Origin of the sequence: Bradyrhizobium sp. TM102 (assembly GCF_009176685.1) — a bacterium.
GTDB classification, from domain to species: Bacteria; Pseudomonadota; Alphaproteobacteria; order Rhizobiales; family Xanthobacteraceae; genus Bradyrhizobium; species Bradyrhizobium ottawaense.
On sequence record NZ_AP021855.1, the window covers coordinates 465,833 to 484,804 of the forward strand.

At 64.8% G+C, this 18,972-nt stretch carries 17 protein-coding genes; 7 read left to right on the plus strand and 10 right to left on the minus strand.

Annotated features, from left to right (window positions below):
- Positions 1 to 91: 91 nt before the first annotated feature.
- The 5 genes from sucD to zapE all read right to left on the minus strand — a co-directional run bounded on the left by sucD (position 92) and on the right by zapE (position 5,314).
- Positions 92 to 976 carry a succinate--CoA ligase subunit alpha gene (gene sucD / locus GDN70_RS02165; protein ID WP_028139218.1) on the minus strand — a complete coding sequence of 295 codons (885 nt, stop codon included), beginning with the start codon at positions 974 to 976 and terminating at the stop codon, positions 92 to 94.
- A 36-nt stretch (positions 977 to 1,012) separates the two neighbouring features.
- Positions 1,013 to 1,492 (minus strand): DUF1579 family protein, encoded by a 480-nt coding sequence (locus GDN70_RS02170; RefSeq protein WP_028139219.1) that lies wholly within the window; start codon positions 1,490 to 1,492, stop codon positions 1,013 to 1,015.
- 4 nt (positions 1,493 to 1,496) lie between these two features.
- The gene (gene sucC, locus GDN70_RS02175; protein ID WP_038972611.1) at positions 1,497 to 2,693 is read right to left on the minus strand and encodes an ADP-forming succinate--CoA ligase subunit beta; all 1,197 of its coding nucleotides are present in this window, start codon (positions 2,691 to 2,693) and stop codon (positions 1,497 to 1,499) included.
- 206 nt (positions 2,694 to 2,899) lie between these two features.
- Positions 2,900 to 3,868: a malate dehydrogenase gene (gene mdh, locus GDN70_RS02180; protein ID WP_008145224.1), complete on the minus strand. Its 969-nt coding sequence runs from the start codon at positions 3,866 to 3,868 to the stop codon at positions 2,900 to 2,902.
- 261 nt (positions 3,869 to 4,129) lie between these two features.
- Positions 4,130 to 5,314 carry a cell division protein ZapE gene (gene zapE, locus GDN70_RS02185; protein WP_152102103.1) on the minus strand — a complete coding sequence of 395 codons (1,185 nt, stop codon included), beginning with the start codon at positions 5,312 to 5,314 and terminating at the stop codon, positions 4,130 to 4,132.
- A 139-nt stretch (positions 5,315 to 5,453) separates the two neighbouring features.
- On the opposite strand from zapE, the gene GDN70_RS02190 reads away from it, so the two are divergent.
- Positions 5,454 to 5,708, plus strand: a complete 255-nt coding sequence (locus tag GDN70_RS02190; RefSeq protein WP_038972613.1) for a type II toxin-antitoxin system VapB family antitoxin — start codon at positions 5,454 to 5,456, stop codon at positions 5,706 to 5,708.
- Between the two features lie 59 nt (positions 5,709 to 5,767).
- Here GDN70_RS02190 and thpR read toward each other — a convergent pair whose 3' ends face one another.
- Both thpR and GDN70_RS02200 read right to left on the minus strand, forming a co-directional pair.
- Entirely contained in the window at positions 5,768 to 6,304 is a 537-nt protein-coding gene (gene thpR, locus GDN70_RS02195) for an RNA 2',3'-cyclic phosphodiesterase (protein WP_038972614.1), read from the minus strand.
- Positions 6,305 to 6,478: 174 nt separating this feature from the next.
- Positions 6,479 to 7,123, minus strand: a complete 645-nt coding sequence (locus tag GDN70_RS02200; protein ID WP_173015930.1) for an arylesterase — start codon at positions 7,121 to 7,123, stop codon at positions 6,479 to 6,481.
- A gap of 55 nt (positions 7,124 to 7,178) precedes the next feature.
- Here GDN70_RS02200 and GDN70_RS02205 point away from each other — a divergent pair, with 55 nt between their 5' ends.
- The 4 genes from GDN70_RS02205 to GDN70_RS02220 all read left to right on the plus strand — a co-directional run bounded on the left by GDN70_RS02205 (position 7,179) and on the right by GDN70_RS02220 (position 12,285).
- Positions 7,179 to 7,898, plus strand: coding sequence for an ABC transporter ATP-binding protein (locus GDN70_RS02205; RefSeq protein ID WP_152102105.1), 720 nt, complete (start codon positions 7,179 to 7,181; stop codon positions 7,896 to 7,898).
- Entirely contained in the window at positions 7,895 to 10,465 is a 2,571-nt protein-coding gene (locus GDN70_RS02210; RefSeq protein ID WP_152102106.1) for an ABC transporter permease, read from the plus strand. The genes GDN70_RS02205 and GDN70_RS02210 overlap by 4 nt, the downstream gene beginning before the upstream one ends.
- 281 nt (positions 10,466 to 10,746) lie before the next feature.
- Entirely contained in the window at positions 10,747 to 11,538 is a 792-nt protein-coding gene (locus GDN70_RS02215; protein ID WP_028139228.1) for a Bax inhibitor-1/YccA family protein, read from the plus strand.
- Between the two features lie 216 nt (positions 11,539 to 11,754).
- Positions 11,755 to 12,285 carry a GNAT family N-acetyltransferase gene (locus GDN70_RS02220; protein ID WP_028139229.1) on the plus strand — a complete coding sequence of 177 codons (531 nt, stop codon included), beginning with the start codon at positions 11,755 to 11,757 and terminating at the stop codon, positions 12,283 to 12,285.
- A gap of 110 nt (positions 12,286 to 12,395) precedes the next feature.
- Here GDN70_RS02220 and GDN70_RS02225 read toward each other — a convergent pair whose 3' ends face one another.
- The 3 genes from GDN70_RS02225 to acnA form a co-directional block, all read right to left on the minus strand.
- Positions 12,396 to 12,764, minus strand: coding sequence for a DUF2794 domain-containing protein (locus GDN70_RS02225; RefSeq protein ID WP_028139230.1), 369 nt, complete (start codon positions 12,762 to 12,764; stop codon positions 12,396 to 12,398).
- A 613-nt stretch (positions 12,765 to 13,377) separates the two neighbouring features.
- Positions 13,378 to 14,154 (minus strand): thioredoxin family protein, encoded by a 777-nt coding sequence (locus GDN70_RS02230; RefSeq protein WP_028139231.1) that lies wholly within the window; start codon positions 14,152 to 14,154, stop codon positions 13,378 to 13,380.
- A gap of 235 nt (positions 14,155 to 14,389) precedes the next feature.
- Positions 14,390 to 17,110 carry an aconitate hydratase AcnA gene (gene acnA, locus GDN70_RS02235; protein WP_028139232.1) on the minus strand — a complete coding sequence of 907 codons (2,721 nt, stop codon included), beginning with the start codon at positions 17,108 to 17,110 and terminating at the stop codon, positions 14,390 to 14,392.
- Positions 17,111 to 17,349: 239 nt separating this feature from the next.
- On the opposite strand from acnA, the gene ccmA reads away from it, so the two are divergent.
- Together ccmA and ccmB are read left to right on the plus strand one after the other, a co-directional pair.
- Complete coding sequence (ccmA, locus tag GDN70_RS02240) at positions 17,350 to 17,952, plus strand: heme ABC exporter ATP-binding protein CcmA (RefSeq protein WP_038972619.1); 603 nt, start codon at positions 17,350 to 17,352, stop codon at positions 17,950 to 17,952.
- A gap of 274 nt (positions 17,953 to 18,226) precedes the next feature.
- Positions 18,227 to 18,895, plus strand: coding sequence for a heme exporter protein CcmB (ccmB, locus tag GDN70_RS02245; RefSeq protein ID WP_097669018.1), 669 nt, complete (start codon positions 18,227 to 18,229; stop codon positions 18,893 to 18,895).
- Positions 18,896 to 18,972: the final 77 nt, after the last annotated feature.

Sequence of the window (18,972 nt, forward strand, 5' to 3'; positions counted from 1 at the left end):
GCACCGAGCTCCCCGGCAGAGGCTCGGCGCGACAGGCACCCTTTACCCTATTTGCTGCGAAACTTCGCCCGGAAAAGTACGAAGAAGTGAATTAGCCTTTCAACTTTTCGGCAAGCGTATGGCCGAGGCGGGCGGGCGACGGAGACACTGTAATCCCAGCCGATTTCATCGCTTCGGTCTTGGAACCGGCGTCGCCCTTGCCGCCCGAGATGATCGCACCGGCATGGCCCATGCGGCGGCCGGGAGGGGCGGTGACACCGGCGATGAAGCCGACCATCGGCTTCTTGCGGCCGCGCTTGGCCTCGTCCTTGAGGAACTGGGCGGCGTCCTCCTCGGCGGAACCGCCGATCTCGCCGATCATGATGATCGACTCGGTCTTGGGGTCGGCGAGCAGCATTTCCAGGACGTCGATGAACTCGGTTCCCTTGACCGGGTCGCCGCCGATGCCGACCGCAGTGGTCTGGCCGAGACCCTCCTGGGAGGTCTGGAACACGGCTTCATAGGTCAGCGTGCCCGAGCGGGAGACGATGCCGACCGAGCCGGTCTTAAAGATGTTGGCGGGCATGATGCCGATCTTGCACTCGCCGGCGGTCATGACGCCCGGGCAGTTCGGCCCGATCAGGCGCGACTTGGAAGCCGCGAGCGAGCGCTTCACGCGCACCATGTCGATGACAGGAATGCCCTCGGTGATGCAGACGATCAGCGGGATCTCGGCGTCGATGGCTTCGCAGATCGCGTCGGCCGCACCCGGCGGCGGCACGTAGATCACCGATGCATCGGCGCCGGTCTTCTCACGCGCATCGCGCACGGTGTCGAACACCGGCAGGCCCAGATGCGTCGCGCCGCCTTTGCCCGGCGAGGTGCCGCCGACCATCTTGGTGCCATAGGCAATCGCGGCTTCCGAGTGGAAGGTGCCGTTCTTGCCGGTGAAGCCCTGGCAGATGACCTTGGTGTTCTTGTCGATCAGGATGGACATGAGGTCTGCTTTCGCGAAACTAACAGAGTGAGAGGGTCAGTGGATGCGGCGGTAGACGCCGGTGAGCACGTCGGCCCAGCCTTCCGCGTCCGGCGAGAACTGGATCTTCAACGAGTAGGAATCCTCATTGATGATTTCGTAGACGTGGCGCGCATTGCCGCGGAGCGAGCCGCGCACCAGCGTCAGGGTCTTGCCGACCCACCCGCCGGAAGCGGGCGAAGGCGGCGTATAGCCGAGCGAGTCGTACCAGAACAATTTGTAGGTCCGGTCGTCGCGGTCATAGGTGAAAATGCCGTGGGTGGCGAAGATCTGCTGGCCGTCCCGCTTCTGGACACTGTCCTGGATCAGATAAAATCCATTCAGGTCCATGCGCGCGACGACGTGCGAAGTTGCCAGCCCGCCCGCCGTCCAGCGCGACGGGAAGACCACCTCTTCGCCATCCCATTCGCCGGCGAACGCGGCGAGGCGCGCGTGCTCGGGAAGCGGAGATGATGCGGCGAGATGGTCCTGGGCCATGGCCTTAGCCTCCCTTGACGGCCTTCACGATCTTCTGCGCGGCGTCGTCGAGATTGTCGGCCGGCACCACGTTCAGGCCGGATTCCCGGATGATCTTCTTGCCGAGCTCGACATTGGTGCCTTCGAGGCGGACCACCAGCGGCACGCTGAGGCCGACTTCACGAACCGCAGCCGTAACGCCCTCGGCGATCACGTCGCACTTCATGATGCCGCCGAAGATGTTGACCAGGATGCCCTTCACGTTGGGATCGGCGGTGATGATCTTGAACGCGGCCGCGACCTTCTCCTTGCTGGCGCTGCCGCCGACGTCGAGGAAGTTGGCCGGCGCCATGCCGTAGAGCTTGATGATGTCCATCGTCGCCATGGCGAGACCGGCGCCGTTCACCATGCAGCCGATGTTGCCGTCGAGGGTGACGTAGTTGAGGTCGTACTTGGACGCCTCGATTTCCTTGGCGTCTTCCTCGGTCTCGTCGCGCAGCGCGAGCACTTCGGGGTGACGGAACAGCGCGTTGTCGTCGAACGACACCTTGGCGTCGAGCACGCGGAGCTGGCCCTGCTTGGTCACCACCAGCGGGTTGATCTCCAGCATCGACATGTCCTTGGCGACGAAGGCCGCGTAGAGCTGCGCGGTGAGCTTCTCGGCCTGCTTGGCGAGATCACCGGAGAGCTTCAGCGCGTTCGCAACCGTGCGGCCGTGATGGCCCATGATGCCGGTGGCGGGATCGACCGAGAAGGTCACGATCTTCTCGGGGCTGTTGTGCGCGACGTCCTCGATGTTGACGCCGCCTTCGGTCGAGACGACGAAGGAGACGCGCGAGGTCTCGCGGTCGACCAGGATCGAGAGGTAGAATTCCTTGTCGATGTCGGAGCCGTCCTCGATGTAGAGGCGGTTGACCTGCTTGCCGGCGGCGCCGGTCTGGATCGTCACCAGCGTGGCGCCGAGCATCTGCTTGGCGAACTCGGTGACCTCTGCGGCCGACTTGGCGATGCGGACGCCGCCCTTGTCGCCGGCGGAGGCTTCCTTGAACTTGCCCTTGCCGCGGCCGCCGGCGTGGATCTGGCTCTTCACCACATAGACCGGACCTGGCAGCGCCTTCGCGGCAGCTTCGGCGTCGGCGGCTTTAAGGACCGGCACGCCCTTGGAGATCGGCACGCCGAACTCACCCAGCAGCGCTTTGGCCTGATATTCATGGATATTCATATGGTCGCTCCCTGAACCCGCGGGCGGTGACCTCTAGGGCCCACCTCAGTCTTGTGGCTGGCATACCATATACCACAGGAACTGCAACCGGGATTCTTTGACATCGATCTTTGGACTGCCGACCCGGGGCCTGTCCCGACAACCGGGCCCCGGAAATGAAACCGCCGAAGACCGGTTTTCGGGCTTCGGCGGGAAGTGCTTGACCCTTAGCGGCCGAGAAGATCGGGGGCGATCTTCTTGCAGGCGTCGACCAGACCCTGCACCGCGCCGACCGACTTGTCGAAGGCCTCGCGGTCCTTGCCGGCGAGTTCGATCTCGACGACGCGCTCGACGCCCTTGGAGCCGATCACGACGGGCACGCCGACATACATGTCCTTCACGCCGTATTCGCCGTTCAGGTACGCGGCCGAGGGCAGCACGCGCTTCTTGTCCCGCAGATAGCTCTCGGCCATCGCGATCGCCGAGGCGGCCGGCGCATAGAAGGCCGAGCCGGTCTTGAGCAGATTGACGATCTCGGCGCCGCCGTTGCGGGTGCGGTCGACGATCTCGTCGAGGCGCGCCTGCGAGGTCCAGCCCATCTTGACGAGGTCCGGCAGCGGAATGCCGGCGACGGTGGAATACTTCACCAGCGGCACCATGGTGTCGCCATGGCCGCCGAGCACGAAGGCGGTGACGTCCTCGACCGAGACGTTGAACTCGTCGGCCAGGAAGTAGCGGAAGCGCGCCGAATCCAGCACGCCGGCCATGCCGACGACCTTCTTGTGCGGCAGGCCCGAAGCCTTCTGCAGCGCCCAGACCATCGCGTCGAGCGGATTGGTGATGCAGATGACGAAGGCGTCGGGGGCGTACTTCTTGATGCCGGCGCCGACCTGCTCCATGACCTTGAGGTTGATGGAGAGAAGATCGTCGCGGCTCATGCCGGGCTTGCGCGGCACGCCGGCGGTGACGATGCAGACCTTGGCGTTGTCGAGCGCTTCATAGGAGTTCGCGCCGGTGTAGTGGGCATCGAAGCCGTCGACGGGCGAGGACTGCGCGATGTCGAGCGCCTTGCCCTGCGGCACGCCTTCGGCGATGTCGAACATCACCACGTCGCCCAGCTCTTTCAGGCCGATGAGATGAGCCAGCGTTCCGCCGATCTGACCGGAGCCAATCAAAGCAATCTTGTCGCGCGCCATGTGAGCCTGTCCTTTAGACACGTAAGGTGGGGAAAACTGAGAGGGTGGTTATCCCTTTCGCCTCCCCCGTTCAAGTCGCCGGATGCCCAATTGTCGGGCTTGGCGCGATAGCAGCCATAACCGGTCCGTCATTCCGGGATGCGCCGACAGGCGCAGGCCCGGAATCCATCGGGCGGCAGAGCTTTGTGGCGCGATGGATTCCGGGCTCGCGACCTTCGTCGCGCCCCGGAATGACAGCGGTACCTTCGACAGGAATAGGACTTAAGTCTCCACCAGCCCCTTGGTGGAGCCGCTTGCGGTGGAATCCTTGCGGCCGTGAGCCAGCGCCAGATAGGATTCCGAGCTCATCTCGATCAGGCGCGACGCCGTCCGCTTGAACTCCATGGCCTCAACGCCCTCGTGGGCAAGGTAGAGCGAGATCGGGTTGGCGTCGCCCGAGGCCATCAGCTTCACGGCATTGTCATAGAGCGCGTCGATCAGCGTGATGAAGCGCTTGGCGGCGTTGCGCTGGGACTGGTCCATCACTGGAATATGGTCGACCAGGATGGTGTGATAGTCGTGCGCCAGCCTGAGGTAGTCCGATGCCCCCAGCGGCTTCTCGCAGAGATCGGCAAACGAGAACCGCGCCACGCCGTGGGCCGAGCATGGCACGTGCAGGATGCGGCCCTTGATCGAAATGTCGCGCGAGCGGCATTTGGCGCCGCCCGACATCCGCGACCAGGCGCGGTCGAGCGCCGCGTCCGCATCAGCGTCCGCCGGCGTCAGCCACATCGGCACGCCCTGAAGTTTTTCCAACCGGAAATCGGTGCGCGCATCGAGCCGCGCGACGTCCATGTGGTCGGTGATCTGCTTGATGAAGGGCAGGAACAGCGAGCGGTTCAGACCGCCCTTGTAGAGATCGTCAGGTGCGACGTTGGAGGTCGCGACCACGACGGTGCCGAGCTCGAACAACTTCGCGAACAGGCGTCCGAGGATCATCGCATCCGCGATGTCGGTGACGTGGAATTCGTCGAAGCAGAGCAGCCAGCTCTCCTCGAAGATCGCGTTCGCGGTCAGCGCGATGACGTCGCCGTCGGCGATCTCGCCGCGCGCGATGCTCTGGCGATAGTCGTAGATGCGCTCATGCACGTCCGCCATGAATTCGTGGAAATGCGCCCGTCGCTTGTGCTCGACCGAGGCATGCTGGAAGAACAGATCCATCAGCATGGTCTTGCCGCGGCCAACCTCGCCATGGATGTAGAGCCCGCGCGGCGCCTCATCCTTGTCACTGCTGAACAGGCGAGCGAGCAGGCCCTGCTTGCGCGCGGGCTTGTAAGCCGCGAGCCGCTGGTCGAGCGCCGCATAGGCCTCGGCGACCTCGGCCTGCGCGGCATCGGGCTCGATCGCGCCGGACGCGATCTGGGCCTGATACGCTTCGCTGAAGGGGGAACTGGGGGTCGAGAGCATGGCCCTTTACCGCCAGAGACGGACGGAAATTGCAACGGTATATTGGCGCAAGGGGCGTATGCGCTTACCCTCATCTACGCGGGTGCGGGCGGATGATTGAAATATCAGAGAGTTAAGCGGCTATTTTGAGGTTCCTGACATGACTCTTAGTATCGAGGACCCCGAGACTGAGCATCTCGCGTGGAAGCTGACGCAACTCACCGGCGAGACAGTTGTGACCGCAACGAAGCGAGCTATCGAGGAGCGGCTTAGCCGGATCGACAATCAGCGCCGCAAGACTGCTCTCTTGGACGATATGGCCGCGATCCGCCGACGCTGGAGCGAGCTGCCGGTGATAGCCGACCAGACGGCAGACGAAATTGTTGCCTATGACAAACACGGATTGCCATTCTGACGGCGATAGACGCTACGCGTCTACGCGCCATACGGCCCCATCTTCTTGTGCGCCGCTTCTCACTCACACAGCTCGTAGGCGTCCTCGACCACGTACGGACCGCCGCCGGTCGATGCCCGCGACGAGAACAGCACGAAGCGCTCGGCCATGAACGCCTTGCTCGGGAAGTAGCCCCGCAGCGAGAGATAATCGGCGACGTCGCGATCGCTGGCATCGTGCAGACGGGCCAGCGTCACATGCGGGATGTATTTGCGTCCCTCGGGGTTGAGACCGATCCGCTGCATCATCCGTTCGAGCTCGGCCTGCAATTCCATCAGCGGCTTGCTCGGCGCGATCGTCGCAACGACTGCGCGCGGCTTGCGGCCGCCGAAACTCATGAGCCCCTGCACCTTCACCTCGAACGGCTTGCGGTCGACGCGAAACAGCATCGATGCGATCTCGTTGGCGGACATGCCGTCGATATCGCCGATGAAGCGCAGGGTGACGTGATAATTTTCGGGATCGATCCAGCGGGCGCCGGGAAGGCCACCCCGCAAATTGGAAAGCGTCTGGCTGACTTCGGCCGGGATTTCCAGACCAGTGAACAAACGCGGCATCGTTTCGCACTCCCGATGCTTGGGCATGATCCCTGGGAAGGATCATATCCAAATTTTAGAGCCGGTGACGAATCACCGGTACCCTGATTCCTATCGCGTTTGTGTGACTCTGCGAAGCATCGCGCGGCTCACCCCGGTAAAACCCTGGGTATGAGGCTTGGCGCTGCCTGCTTTTCAACGGCGTTGCTCAGTGATCGCGCCAAGGAATGCCTCCGCGGTGGGCATGATGTTGCCGACGATGATGTCGACGCCTTCAGCAGTCGGATGAATGCCGTCGGCCTGGTTGAGCTTGGCGTCGGCCGCAACGCCGTCGAGAAAGAACGGATAGAGCGGCACGTCGAATTTCTTTGCCAGGTCCGGATAAATCGAATTGAAGCGCGCGGCATAATCGGCGCCGTAATTCGGCGGCGCCAGCATGCCGCACAGCATCACCGCGATCTTGCGCGCCTTCAGCCGCTGGACGATGTCGGTCAATGCGGCGCGCGTCAAATCGGGATCGATGCCGCGCAGGGCGTCGTTGGCGCCGAGCTCGACGATGACGCCGTCGGTTCCGTCGGGGACCGACCAGTCGAGCCGGTCGCGGCCACCCGAGGAGGTGTCGCCGGACACGCCGGCATTGGTCATGTCGACGGCTATACCTTTGTCCTGTAAAGACTTTTTGAGCTTGGCCGGGAACGCATCCTGGGCCGAAAGGCCAAGGCCCGCACTCAAGGAATCGCCGAGGACCACGAGCCTGACCGGCTTGGCCGCCGGCTGGGCCTGCAACGACGGCACTGTCGCGATCGTCATCAAACCGAGCATCAACACGGCTATGTGCATGAACAATCCGTAACGCCCCTCGACCGCGCTAGCGGAGTTGCCATATGACCGGACCATGGACACTCGCATCGAACCCTCTTCGCTCACCGCTGCCGCGGACACCATCGCCATCTCCAACGTCAATCTCTCATTGGGCACGGGCGCGGCACGCGTTCACATCCTCAAGGATATCAGCCTGCGGGTCGCCTCGGGCGAGACGATCGGCCTGATCGGCCCGTCAGGCTCGGGCAAATCCACGCTGCTGATGGTGATGGCGGGGCTGGAGCGTCCTGATAGCGGAGAGGTGGTGGTATCGGGCACGCCTTTCAATGCCCTCGACGAGGACGCGCTGGCCCGCTTCCGCGGCCGCCAGGTCGGCATCGTCTTCCAGTCCTTTCATCTGATCCCGACCATGACGGCGCTGGAGAACGTCGCGGTGCCGCTGGAGCTCGCCGGCAATCCCGATGCCGCAAAGCGCGCGGCAGAGGAGCTGCAATCGGTCGGGCTCGGCGACCGCCTGCATCACTATCCGACGCAATTGTCCGGCGGCGAGCAGCAGCGCGTCGCGCTCGCCCGCGCGCTGGCGCCCGATCCCGCCATCCTGGTCGCGGACGAGCCGACCGGCAATCTGGATGAGGCCACGGGAAAGCAGATCGTCGACCTCTTGTTCAGCAAGCACGCCGAGCGCGGCATGACGCTGGTGCTGGTCACGCACGATTCCTCGCTCGCGCATCGCTGCGACCGCGTGATCCGCCTGCGTTCGGGCCGCATCGACACGCAGTCTGCGCCGGCATGAGCGCCTCGGCCGAACCGTTCGCGAAGCCAAACGGCGTCACACTGTCGCTGCGTTACGCGCTGCGCGAATTGCGCGGCGGCCTGCGCGGTTTCTATGTCTTCATCGCCTGCATCGCGCTCGGCGTGATGGCGATCGCCGGCGTCGGCTCGGTGTCGGCGAGCCTCTCCGACGGCTTGGCCCGCGAGGGCCGCACGCTGCTCGGCGGCGACGTCTCCTTCGTGCTGTTCCAGCGCGAGGCGAAACCTGAAGAGGTCGCCTTCTTGCGCTCGCGCGGCACGGTCTCGACCGCCGCGACCTTGCGCGGCATGGCGCGCGCGGCCGATGGCCAGCTCGCACTGGTCGAGATGAAGGCGATCGACGACACCTATCCGATGCTGGGCCAGCTGACGCTGGCGCCACAGCTGGCGATGTCCGACCTGCTCGCAGAGCGCGACGGCGCGTTCGGCGCCGCCGCCGATCCGACGCTGCTGGCGCGGCTCTCGCTCAAGACCGGCGACCGCGTCACCATTGGCTCCGCGAGCTTCCAGATCCGCTCGACCGTCGAAGCCGAGCCCGACAAGCTCGCCGGCGGCATCGGCTTCGGACCGCGCTTCCTGATCAGCGAGGCGGGCCTGCGCGCCACCGGCCTGATCCAGCCCGGCAGCCTGGTGCGCTGGGTCTACCGGGTGAAGTTGCCTGATACGGCGAACAACGAGCGCGCCACCGAAGCCTTCATCGCGGACGCGCGGAGCGCCGCGCCGCAGGCGGGCTGGGAGATCCGCAGCCGCTCCAACGCCTCGCCGCAGCTCGAACGCAACATCAACCGCTTCACGCAGTTCCTGACGCTGGTCGGCCTTGCCGCGCTGCTGGTCGGCGGTGTCGGCGTCGCCAATGCCGTGAAGAGCCATATCGACCGCCGGCTCGAAGTGATCGCGGCCCTCAAGGCCGTGGGCGCCACCGGGCGCGACGTGTTCGGCATCTATCTCGCGCAGGTTCTCCTGCTCGCGGGCATCGGCTCGATCATCGGCCTTGCGCTCGGCGCCGCGATGCCGTTCGCGATCGTCGGCCTGTTCGGCAAGCTGCTGCCGCTGCCGGTGGTGCCGGCCGTGCATGCCGACGAACTCGCGCTGTCCTTCGTTTATGGCCTCCTGACCGCGCTCGCCTTCGGCCTGTGGCCGCTCGGGCGCGTCCACGACGTGCCGGTGGCCGCGCTGTTCCGCGACACCATCAGCTCGGAATGGCATCGGCCGCGCGCGGGCTATCTCGTGTTCATGGCCGTCGTGATCGCGCTGCTGATCGCGGTCGTGATCGGATTGTCGTTCGACAAGCGCATCGCGGCGGTGTTCGTGGCCTCCTCGGTCGTCGTGTTCGCCCTGCTGCGCGGCATCGCCGCCCTGCTGATGGCCATCGCGAGGCGGCTGCCGCGGACGCGGCTGCCGATGCTGCGGCTGGCGATCGCCAACATCCACCGGCCGGGCGCGCTGACGCCCTCGGTGGTGCTGTCGCTGGGGCTCGGGCTCGCCGTGCTCGTCACCATCACCCAGATCGACGGCAATCTGCGCCGGCAGTTCCTGGCAGCACTGCCGGACCGCGCGCCGTCCTTCTTCTTCATCGACATCCCGAGCACGCAGGCCGAGCAGTTCGACGGTTATCTGCGCCGGATCGCGCCGGGCGCAACGGTCGAGGACGTACCGATGCTGCGCGGGCGCATCGTCGCCGCGCGCGGCGTGCGCGCCGAGGAGCTCAAGCCGACCACCGATTCGGAGTGGGTGCTGCAGAGCGACCGCGGCCTGACCTATACCGGCGAGCTGCCGAAAGGCTCCAAGGTGGTCGAGGGCGAATGGTGGAGCGCCGATTATTCCGGCCCGCCGCTGGTCTCGATGGAAAAGAAGATCGCCGACGGGCTCGGCCTCAAGCTCGGCGACGAGGTCGTGGTCAATGTGCTTGGCCGCGACATCCCGGCCAAGATCGGCAATCTGCGCACCATCGACTGGCAGGGGATGGGCATCAACTTCGTTCTGGTGTTCTCGCCGAACGCCTTCAAGGGCGCCCCCCACACCCACATCGCGACGCTGACGGAAACGGGCGGAACTGCGGCAGGCGACGGCAAGATCATCAAGCAGGTCGCCGACGCTTATCCGATGGTGACGAGCGTACGCGTGCGCGAGGTGATGGAGACGGTCGGCTCTGTCGTGACCAATCTGGCGCTGGCGATCCGCGGTGCCAGCGCCGTGACCCTGATCTCGGCGATCCTGGTGCTCGGCGGCGCGCTCGCCGCCGGCCATCGCCACCGGGTCTACGATGCGGTGATCCTGAAGACGCTGGGCGCGACGCGGCTGCGGCTGCTCGGCGCCTATGCGCTCGAATACCTCCTGATCGGGCTCGCGACCGCGGTGTTCGGCGTGATCTCCGGCAGCATCGCGGCCTGGATGATCGTGACGCGGCTGATGACACTGAGTTTCGTCTGGCAGGCCGGCAGCGCGGCCGGCGTGGTCGCGGCCGCGCTCGTCGTTACCGTCGGGCTCGGGCTCGCGGGCACGCTGCTGGCGTTGAACAAAAAGCCCGCCACGGTGCTGCGGAATTTGTGACAAAATGTAGCGGATGGCCGCACGAGAGCGAAATCGCACGATTTCTGCGATTAACCACGACTGCTCGTCAGGTTCGCGTCAGGATTGCCGCCAAGGGCGACATTCAGCCGCGCGTGGAAGGTTGCAGCGAATGTGTTAGTTTCCCACATATCGAATGGGTTCGGAGCCCCGATTGTTAGCCAAAATTTAGTCGGTTGGCGTCGGTATCCGAGATAGAGTTTGACGAACCGGCGGCATGGCGACCCTCGTGCCGGACCGGACCAACCAACGGGAATTCGACCATGTCGGACCTAGACCGTAACTACGCTTCTCCTTTCGGCAGGGCCGCCGGGCGTGTTGACGCCGCGACGGTCGATGCCGGCCTGCGCGCCTATATGCTGCGCATCTACAACTACATGAGCATCGGCCTGGCCATCACTGGCCTTGCCGCGCTCGGCGTCTACATGGCTGCCGTGACTGATGTCCCGACCGCGGACGCCGTCCGCGTCGGCAAGCTGTTCCTGACGCCGTTCGGCTACGCGATGTTCGTCAGCCCGCTGAAATGGCTGTTCATGCTGGCGCCGCTCGCCATGGTGTTCGTGATCTCGGCGGGCATCAACCGTCTCGCTCCCTCGACCGCCCAGATCCTGTTCTGGGTGTTCGCGGCGCTGATGGGTATCTCGCTGTCGTCGATCTTCCTGGTGTTCACGCACACCTCGATCGTGCGGGTGTTCTTCATCACCGCGGCCACATTCGGCGCGCTGAGCCTCTATGGCTACACCACCAAGCGTGACCTGACCGGCATGGGCTCGTTCCTGTTCATGGGCCTGATCGGCATCATCATCGCGAGCCTGGTGAACCTGTTCCTGGCGAGCTCGATGCTGCAGTTCATCGTGTCGGTGGTCGGCGTGCTGGTGTTCGCAGGCCTCACCGCCTGGGACACCCAGCGGCTGAAGAACGACTACATCTACGGCTACGCCTCGGCCGGCGGGGACATCGCAGAGCGTGCGGCCATCACCGGCGCACTGTCGCTGTACCTGAACTTCATCAACCTGTTCACGCTGCTGCTGCAGCTCCTCGGCCAGCGCGACTAAGCGATAGACCAGGACGAACGGACACGAACCCCGGCCGAAAGGCCGGGGTTTTTGTTTGAGCCTTGGCCTCTCCTCGTCATTGCGAGCCCTTGCGACGAAGCAATCCAGAGTCCCTCCGCGGATGCATTTCTGGATTGCTTCGCTGCGCTCGCAATGACGGGTGTGGCAACACAGTTGCCCCTTTCAGCAGAAGCGGGAAGGCTCTAATCTTGCCCCATGTCCGAACCTGAAATCAGGCCTGCAACCGAGGCCGACCTTCCCGCCATCACCGCCATCTACCAGCAGGCCGTCCGCGAGGGCACCGCGACGTTCGAGCTGGAGCCGCCTGACCTCGTGGAGATGACTCGCCGCTATCGCGCACTGGTCGACGGCGGCTATCCCTATTTCGTCGCCATCCTCGACGGCCGCGTGGCCGGCTATGCCTATGCCGGCGCCTACCGCCCGCGCCCGGCCTACCGCTTCACGGTCGAGAACTCGATCTATCTCGATCCCTCTTTCCACCGCCGCGGTGTCGGATCAAAGCTGCTGGAGCGGCTGGTCGCCGAATGCGAGGCGCGCGGCTTCCGCCAGATGATCGCGGTGATCGGCGATTCCGCCAATGCCGGCTCGATCGGCGTGCACACCAGGGGCGGCTTCAAGATGATCGGCACGCATCCCAATGTCGGGCTGAAATTCGGACGCTGGCTCGATACGGTGATGATGCAGCGCGACCTCGGCGAGGGCGCGAAGACGGTGCCGGGGAAGTAGGCCTCGTAGGATGGGCAAAGCGTAAGCGTGCCCACCATCTCCCAGCGATAGAGAAAGATGTGGGCACGGCGCTGCGCGCCTTTGCCCACCCTACGGCACCGTTTGTGCGGCTATACCACCGCGAGCTTCCGATCGATCACCAGCAGCACGCGCTCCAGCTCGTGGCCGCGGCGCAGGATCAGGCCGGTCGCCGAGATCACGCTGTACATGCCCTGCTTGCGCGCCAGCCGCGGATCCTTCTCGATGCGGTAGATCGGCACTTCCGAGGCACGGCGATAGACCGAGAACACGGCGCGATCCCTCAGGAAGTCGATGGCATAATCGCGCCACTCGCCGTCGGCGACCATGCGGCCGTAGAGATTGAGAATACGGTGCAGCTCGAGCCGGTTGAACGTCACCCGGCTCAGTTGCGTCGTCGCCGCGGCGGGGCGCGCCGCCGCGCGCAGCTCGCTCGGATCGGTATCCTCCGACAGACTCATGGAGCGCTTCCTCATCGCACGGCATGACCCGAATCCGCGAAGACCGTCCCCGGAACCTGGATCATGACAGCTGCATGATTGCGCCAACCGGCCAGCGCCGCAAGGGGCTCCTGATTCAACCGGTCGAATCGGTTACGAATCGGAGCACACGCTATGGTGGAACTCCCTCGCGGCAAACCGTCACGGGATCGTTAGCAGGAATCATACTCTCGCCGCTTTTCCGCCTAGCGACTGCCGCCCTGCATTGCGAAAAGACTCACGTGCGTTGACCCGGTCCTTTCGGTTCCGGATTCCTCAGCCCCCAGCCCCCCGGGGTCGAACAGGATCGGGTCTGTACGCGCGACAAGGAGGGCCAACGCAAGTTGGTCCTTTTTTGTTTGTGTCGGGATGTTTCTGACACGACGAAATTCTTCTCTCATCAGCGCCAACAATCTCATCCCTCATCCCGAGAGCCGCGCGTCCTTCGCGCGGCGTCTCGAAGGATCGAGGCCGAGCTGCGTGAGCGGAGCCTGCATTGTTCTCACGGCGATGCGAAGCATCGTCCGGTAGACGCGCGCAAGGGCGCGCGCCTCACCATGAGAGTGGCAGTGAGTACGACGCTGGAGAATTGAAATCAGTGCAGCGACGTGTAGGCCGCGCCCAGCATCGTGCCGGGCTTGTCGCGGCTGCCGTCCTGGACATAGACCACCGCGCCGTCGACGCCGTCGCGTGTGAGGTTCTCGATCGGCACCGTCCAGCTTTCTGAACGCCCGGTCCAGTCGCCAACCTTGAGCAGGTTGCGCACCACGTTGTGATAGGTGACCTGCTGTCCGCGATTCTCGCCGCGAGTGATCGCGATCGGGACCGACTTGGCGATCGAGCAGATCCAGACCTCGCCATGCGAGACGGCCGGCTCGTTGCTCGCCGCCACCGACACGTTGATCTGCTTGCCCGCGAGCGACATCGTCACCGGCACGCTCATCACGCCCGTGCCCTTGTCAGTCTTGCCGATCGCGCTCTCGATGCCGGCACGATCGCTGCCGATGACATGGGTGGAGCCGTTGACTACGACCTGCGGCGTGTAGACCTCGCGGTCGCCGCGCATGCGCGAATAGGCACGCTGCCGTGCAGAGAAGCGCGAATCCGCCAGCGTGTCCTTCCAGCCCAGATAGTCCCAATAGTCGATCGGCATGCTCAGCGCGATGATCGACGGGTCTTTGGAGAGATCGCCGATGATCTGGTCGGCGGGCGGGCAGGAGGAGCAGCCCTGCGAGGTAAACAATTCGACGACGGCGCGGGGATCGGCCTCCGCCGGACGGATGACGGCGACGATCGCACAGATGCCGAGAGCTCCCGACCAGAGGGCACCGGACCAACGTGAAACCAGATGAGAAGCCGTCATTGTTGTCATGTCGAACGCCGCACACCATTGCTCGTGGAAAGGGAGATCTTATCGCCGGATGGTCACCGTAGTCTTACGGGGCGCGACACACTCGACCGTCCAGGCCAACCGTCCGAAAGGAGGTTTTCCGCCGGGCGGGCCCATCTGGAGCATGCCGCAAACGCACGAAGGCGGCCTTGTGATAGGCCGCCTTCGTTTAACCTTCTACTCACGTCGCGGTGAGCCACCGTTCACAAATTCGCGCTTAGGCCGCGAGCTTGCGCAGCACGTAGTGCAGAATACCGCCGTTCCGGTAGTAGTCGAGCTCGTCCAGCGTATCGATGCGGCAGAGCAGCGAAACGCGCTGCAGCGAACCGTCGCCGGAGACGATCTCCGCGGTCAGCTTCTGGCGCGGCTTGAGGTCGCCGACCAGGCCACGCAACGTGACCTTCTCGTCGCCCTTGAGGCCGAGCGACGACCAGGAGGTGCCCTCCTCGAAGGTGAGCGGCAGCACGCCCATGCCGACCAGGTTGGAGCGATGGATGCGCTCGAAGCTCTGGCAGATCACGGCGCGCACGCCGAGCAGGCGGGTGCCCTTGGCCGCCCAGTCGCGCGAGGAGCCATTGCCGTATTCGGCACCGGCGAACACCACCAGCGGCACCTGCTCCTGCTGGTACTTCATCGCGGCGTCGTAGATCGACATCTGCTCGCCGTCGGGCCAGTGCTTGGTGAGACCGCCCTCGGGGATGTTGCCGTCCGCGCCTTTGAGCATGAAGTTCTTGATGCGGATGTTGGCGAAGGTGCCGCGCATCATCACTTCATGGTTGCCGCGACGCGTGCCGTACTGGTTGAAGTCGGCGGGACGCACCTGGTGCTCGCTGAGATATTTTCCAGCCGGAGAGGTGAGCTTGATCGAACCGGCCGGCGAGATGTGGTCGGTGGTGATCTTGTCGCCGAACATGGCGAGGATGCGCGCCTCGACGATGTCGGTGACCGGCTCCGGCTCCTTCTTCATGCCGTCGAAATAAGGCGGGTTCTGCACATAGGTCGAAGACATGTTCCAGCGATAGGTCTCGCTCTCGACGGTCTTGATCTTGCGCCAGTTGGTGTCGCCCTTGAACACGTCGGCGTACTTCTTCTTGAAGATCGACGCGGTCACGAACTTCTTCATGAAGGCGTTGATCTCCTTGGTCGTCGGCCAGATGTCCTTGAGGTACACCGGCTTGCCGTCCTTGCCCTCGCCGAGCGGCTCGACCGCGAGGTTCTTGGTGACGCTGCCCGCGAGCGCGTGGGCGACGACCAGCGGCGGCGAGGCCAGGTAGTTCGCCTGCACGTCCGGCGAGACACGGCCTTCGAAGTTGCGGTTGCCGGAGAGCACGGCCGCGGCGACGATGCCGTTGTCGTTGATCGACTTCGAGATCTCCTCAGGCAGCGGACCTGAATTGCCGATGCAGGTGGTGCAGCCGAAGCCGACCAGGTTGAAGCCGACCTTGTCGAGATCCTTCTGCAGACCGGAATCGGCCAGATAGCCGGCCACGACCTGGCTGCCCGGGGCGAGCGAGGTCTTCACCCACGGCTTGGCCTTGAGGCCCTTCGCAGCGGCGTTGCGCGCCAGGAGGCCCGCGCCGATCAGCACGCTCGGGTTCGAGGTGTTGGTGCAGGAGGTGATGGCGGCGATCACGACGTCGCCGTGGCCGATCTCGAAGTCCTTGCCTTCGACGGCGAAGCGCTTGCTGGGTTCCTCGGCCTTCTTGTACTCGGTGCCGAGCGCAAGCGAGAAGCCTTCGGCGACCGACGGCAGCGCGATGCGGCCTTCGGGACGCTTCGGACCGGCCATCGACGGCACGACGTCGGCGAGATCGAGCGTCAGCGTTTCCGTGAACACCGGATCGGCCGACTTGGCGGTGCGGAACAGCCCTTGCGCCTTGGCGTAGGCCTGCACCAGCGCGACGCGCGGCGCCGCACGGCCGGAGGTCTTGAGATAGTCGATCGCGGCGGCGTCGACCGGGAAGAAGCCGCAGGTCGCGCCGTATTCGGGCGCCATGTTGGCGATGGTCGCCTTGTCGGCGACCGAGAGATTGTCGAGGCCGGGGCCGAAGAACTCGACGAACTTGCCGACCACGCCGAGCTTGCGCAGCATCTGCGTCACGGTGAGCACGAGGTCGGTCGCGGTGACGCCCTCCTTCATCGCGCCCTTCAGCTTGAAGCCGACGACGTTGGGCAGCAGCATCGACAGCGGCTGGCCGAGCATGCAGGCTTCCGCCTCGATGCCGCCGACGCCCCAGCCGAGCACGGCGAGACCATTGACCATGGTGGTGTGGGAGTCGGTGCCGACCAGCGAATCGGGATAGGCGACCTCGAAGGTGCCGGTCTTCTTGCCGACCGTCATCTTCTCCTTCTTGGTCCAGACCGTCTGGGAGAGATATTCGAGATTGACCTGGTGGCAGATGCCGGTGCCGGGCGGCACGACGGAGAAGTTCGAGAACGCCTTCTGGCCCCACTTCAGGAACTCGTAGCGCTCCTGGTTCTGCTTGTATTCCTCGGCGACGTTCTTGCCGAAAGCCTTGTTGTCACCGAAGAAGTTCACGATCACGGAATGGTCGATGACGAGATCGACCGGAACCAGCGGATTGATCTTCTCGGCATCGCCGCCGAGCTTCTGCATCGCGTTGCGCATCGCGGCGAGGTCGACCACCGCGGGCACGCCGGTGAAGTCCTGCATCAGCACGCGCGCCGGGCGGAAGGCGATCTCATGCTCCAGCGACTTCTTGCGCAGCCATTTCGAGACCGCGACGATGTCCTCTTTCTTGACCGAGCGGCCGTCCTCGTTGCGCAGGAGGTTCTCGAGCAGGACCTTCATCGAATAGGGAAGTTTGGAAATTCCCTTCAGACCATTCTTCTCGGCCGTGGGCAGGCTGTAATAGACATAGGTCTTGGCGCCGACCTTGAGGGTCTTTTTGCATTTGAAGCTGTCGAGCGAGGTCATGTAGGAATCCCAATTGTTAGTTATACCCGGCAGGGTATTTTAACACCGTCAGCGTATCAGGCTGGGCCGCTTGCAGGGGCAGGTTGAGTTGCTGCATCAAGTAGTTCCGGGCTTATAGAAGCTTTCTAACCGCGCCGCCACAGCCACAATCGTACCGCAGCATTCGCGAGCCAAAAATTCCCATGCGCTACCCCAAGTTTTCCTGAGGCCCGGCTTTGAGCGGGGTGGTACGAAGCAAGATGCAGCTGTCTGGACGCGGGATCGTTTGCGTGCGCGGCGGCCGCGAGGTGTTTGCCGGGCTCGATTTCGAGGCCGACGCCGGCGAAGCGGTGGCGGTCGTCGGCCGCAACGGGTCAGGCAAGACCTCGCTGCTGCGGCTGATCGCGGGCCTGCTGGTTCCGGCGGGCGGCACGATCGTACTGGACGGCGGCGACGCTGAAATGACGCTGCCGGAGCAGTGCCACTATCTCGGCCATCGCGATGCCCTGAAGCCTGCGCTCAGCGTGGCCGAAAACCTGACATTCTGGGCCGATTTCCTTGGGGGAGAGCGTTTTGACTTCGCCCAGAGCCTCGCCACGGTGGGGCTCGAACATGCCACCCACCTCCCCGCCGGCTTCCTGTCGGCCGGCCAGCGCCGCCGGTTGTCGCTGGCGCGCCTTTTAACCGTGCGCCGCCCGGTCTGGCTGCTGGATGAGCCGACCAATGCGCTGGACGTGACCGGACAGGACATGTTCGGCGGCCTGATGCGCGAGCACCTGTCGCGCGGCGGCCTGATCGTCGCGGCGACCCATGCGCCGCTGGGGATCGATTCGCGGGAGCTGCGGATCGGGGGTGTGGCGTGAGACGACACGACCCTCAGCTTTCCGAGCGGCAAAGTGACCCGCTCGCACGCAAGACGAAGCCGTCGCTGCGGGCTCCCTTGCCTCTCCCGCTTGCGGGAGAGGTCGGCATAGGCGGCCCTTGGCCGCCGTTCCTTGATGCTTTGCATCGGCTATGGCGCCGGGTGAAGGTTCTCTCCTCTGGGGAAGTCTTCGTTGCCGAGGCACCCTCTCCCCAACCCTCCCCCGCAGGCAGGGGAGGGAGCACACCGCCCCTGCGGAACGGTGGGAGCATCCCATGACCGCCCTCTCCGCCCTCGTCCGCCGGGACGTCAGGATCGCGCTCCGCGTCGGCGGCGGGGCGCTGATTGGCGTGCTGTTCTTCCTGACCGTGGTGGTGCTGATGCCGTTCGCGGTGGGGCCGGACCTGGCGCTGCTGTCGCGGCTGGGGCCGGCCATCCTCTGGATCGGCGCGCTGCTGGCGAGCCTGCTCACCCTCGACCGGCTGTTCATGGCCGATCACGAGGACGGCTCGCTCGACCTGATCACGATGAGCCGGACGCCGCTGGAACTCGCCTGCGCCGCCAAGGCGCTGGCGCATTGGCTGGCCGCCGGCCTGCCGCTGATTGTCGCAACCCCCGCGCTCGGCCTGTTGCTCAACCTCGACATGGTCGCGACCGGCGCGGTGGCGTTGACACTGCTGGCGGGCACCCCGGCCCTGACCTTCACCGGCATGATCGGCGCGGCGCTGGCGGTGACCCTGCACCGCGGCGGGCTGCTGATGGCGGTGCTGGTGCTGCCGCTGTCGATTCCCGTGCTGATTTTCGGGGTTGCGGCCTCGCAGGCCGTGATCGTCGGTCCGATGTCGTTCGGCGCACCGTTCTCGATCCTGTGCGCGCTGTCCTTGGTCAGCCTCGTGATTGGCCCCTTCGCAGCCGCAGCGAGCCTGCGGCACGGGCTCGACTGAGATGCGCGGGACTGACCTTGACCCCGATCAACTTTCGTCCCTCGCTTTCGTGCTGATTGCCTGAGCAGCCACCGATG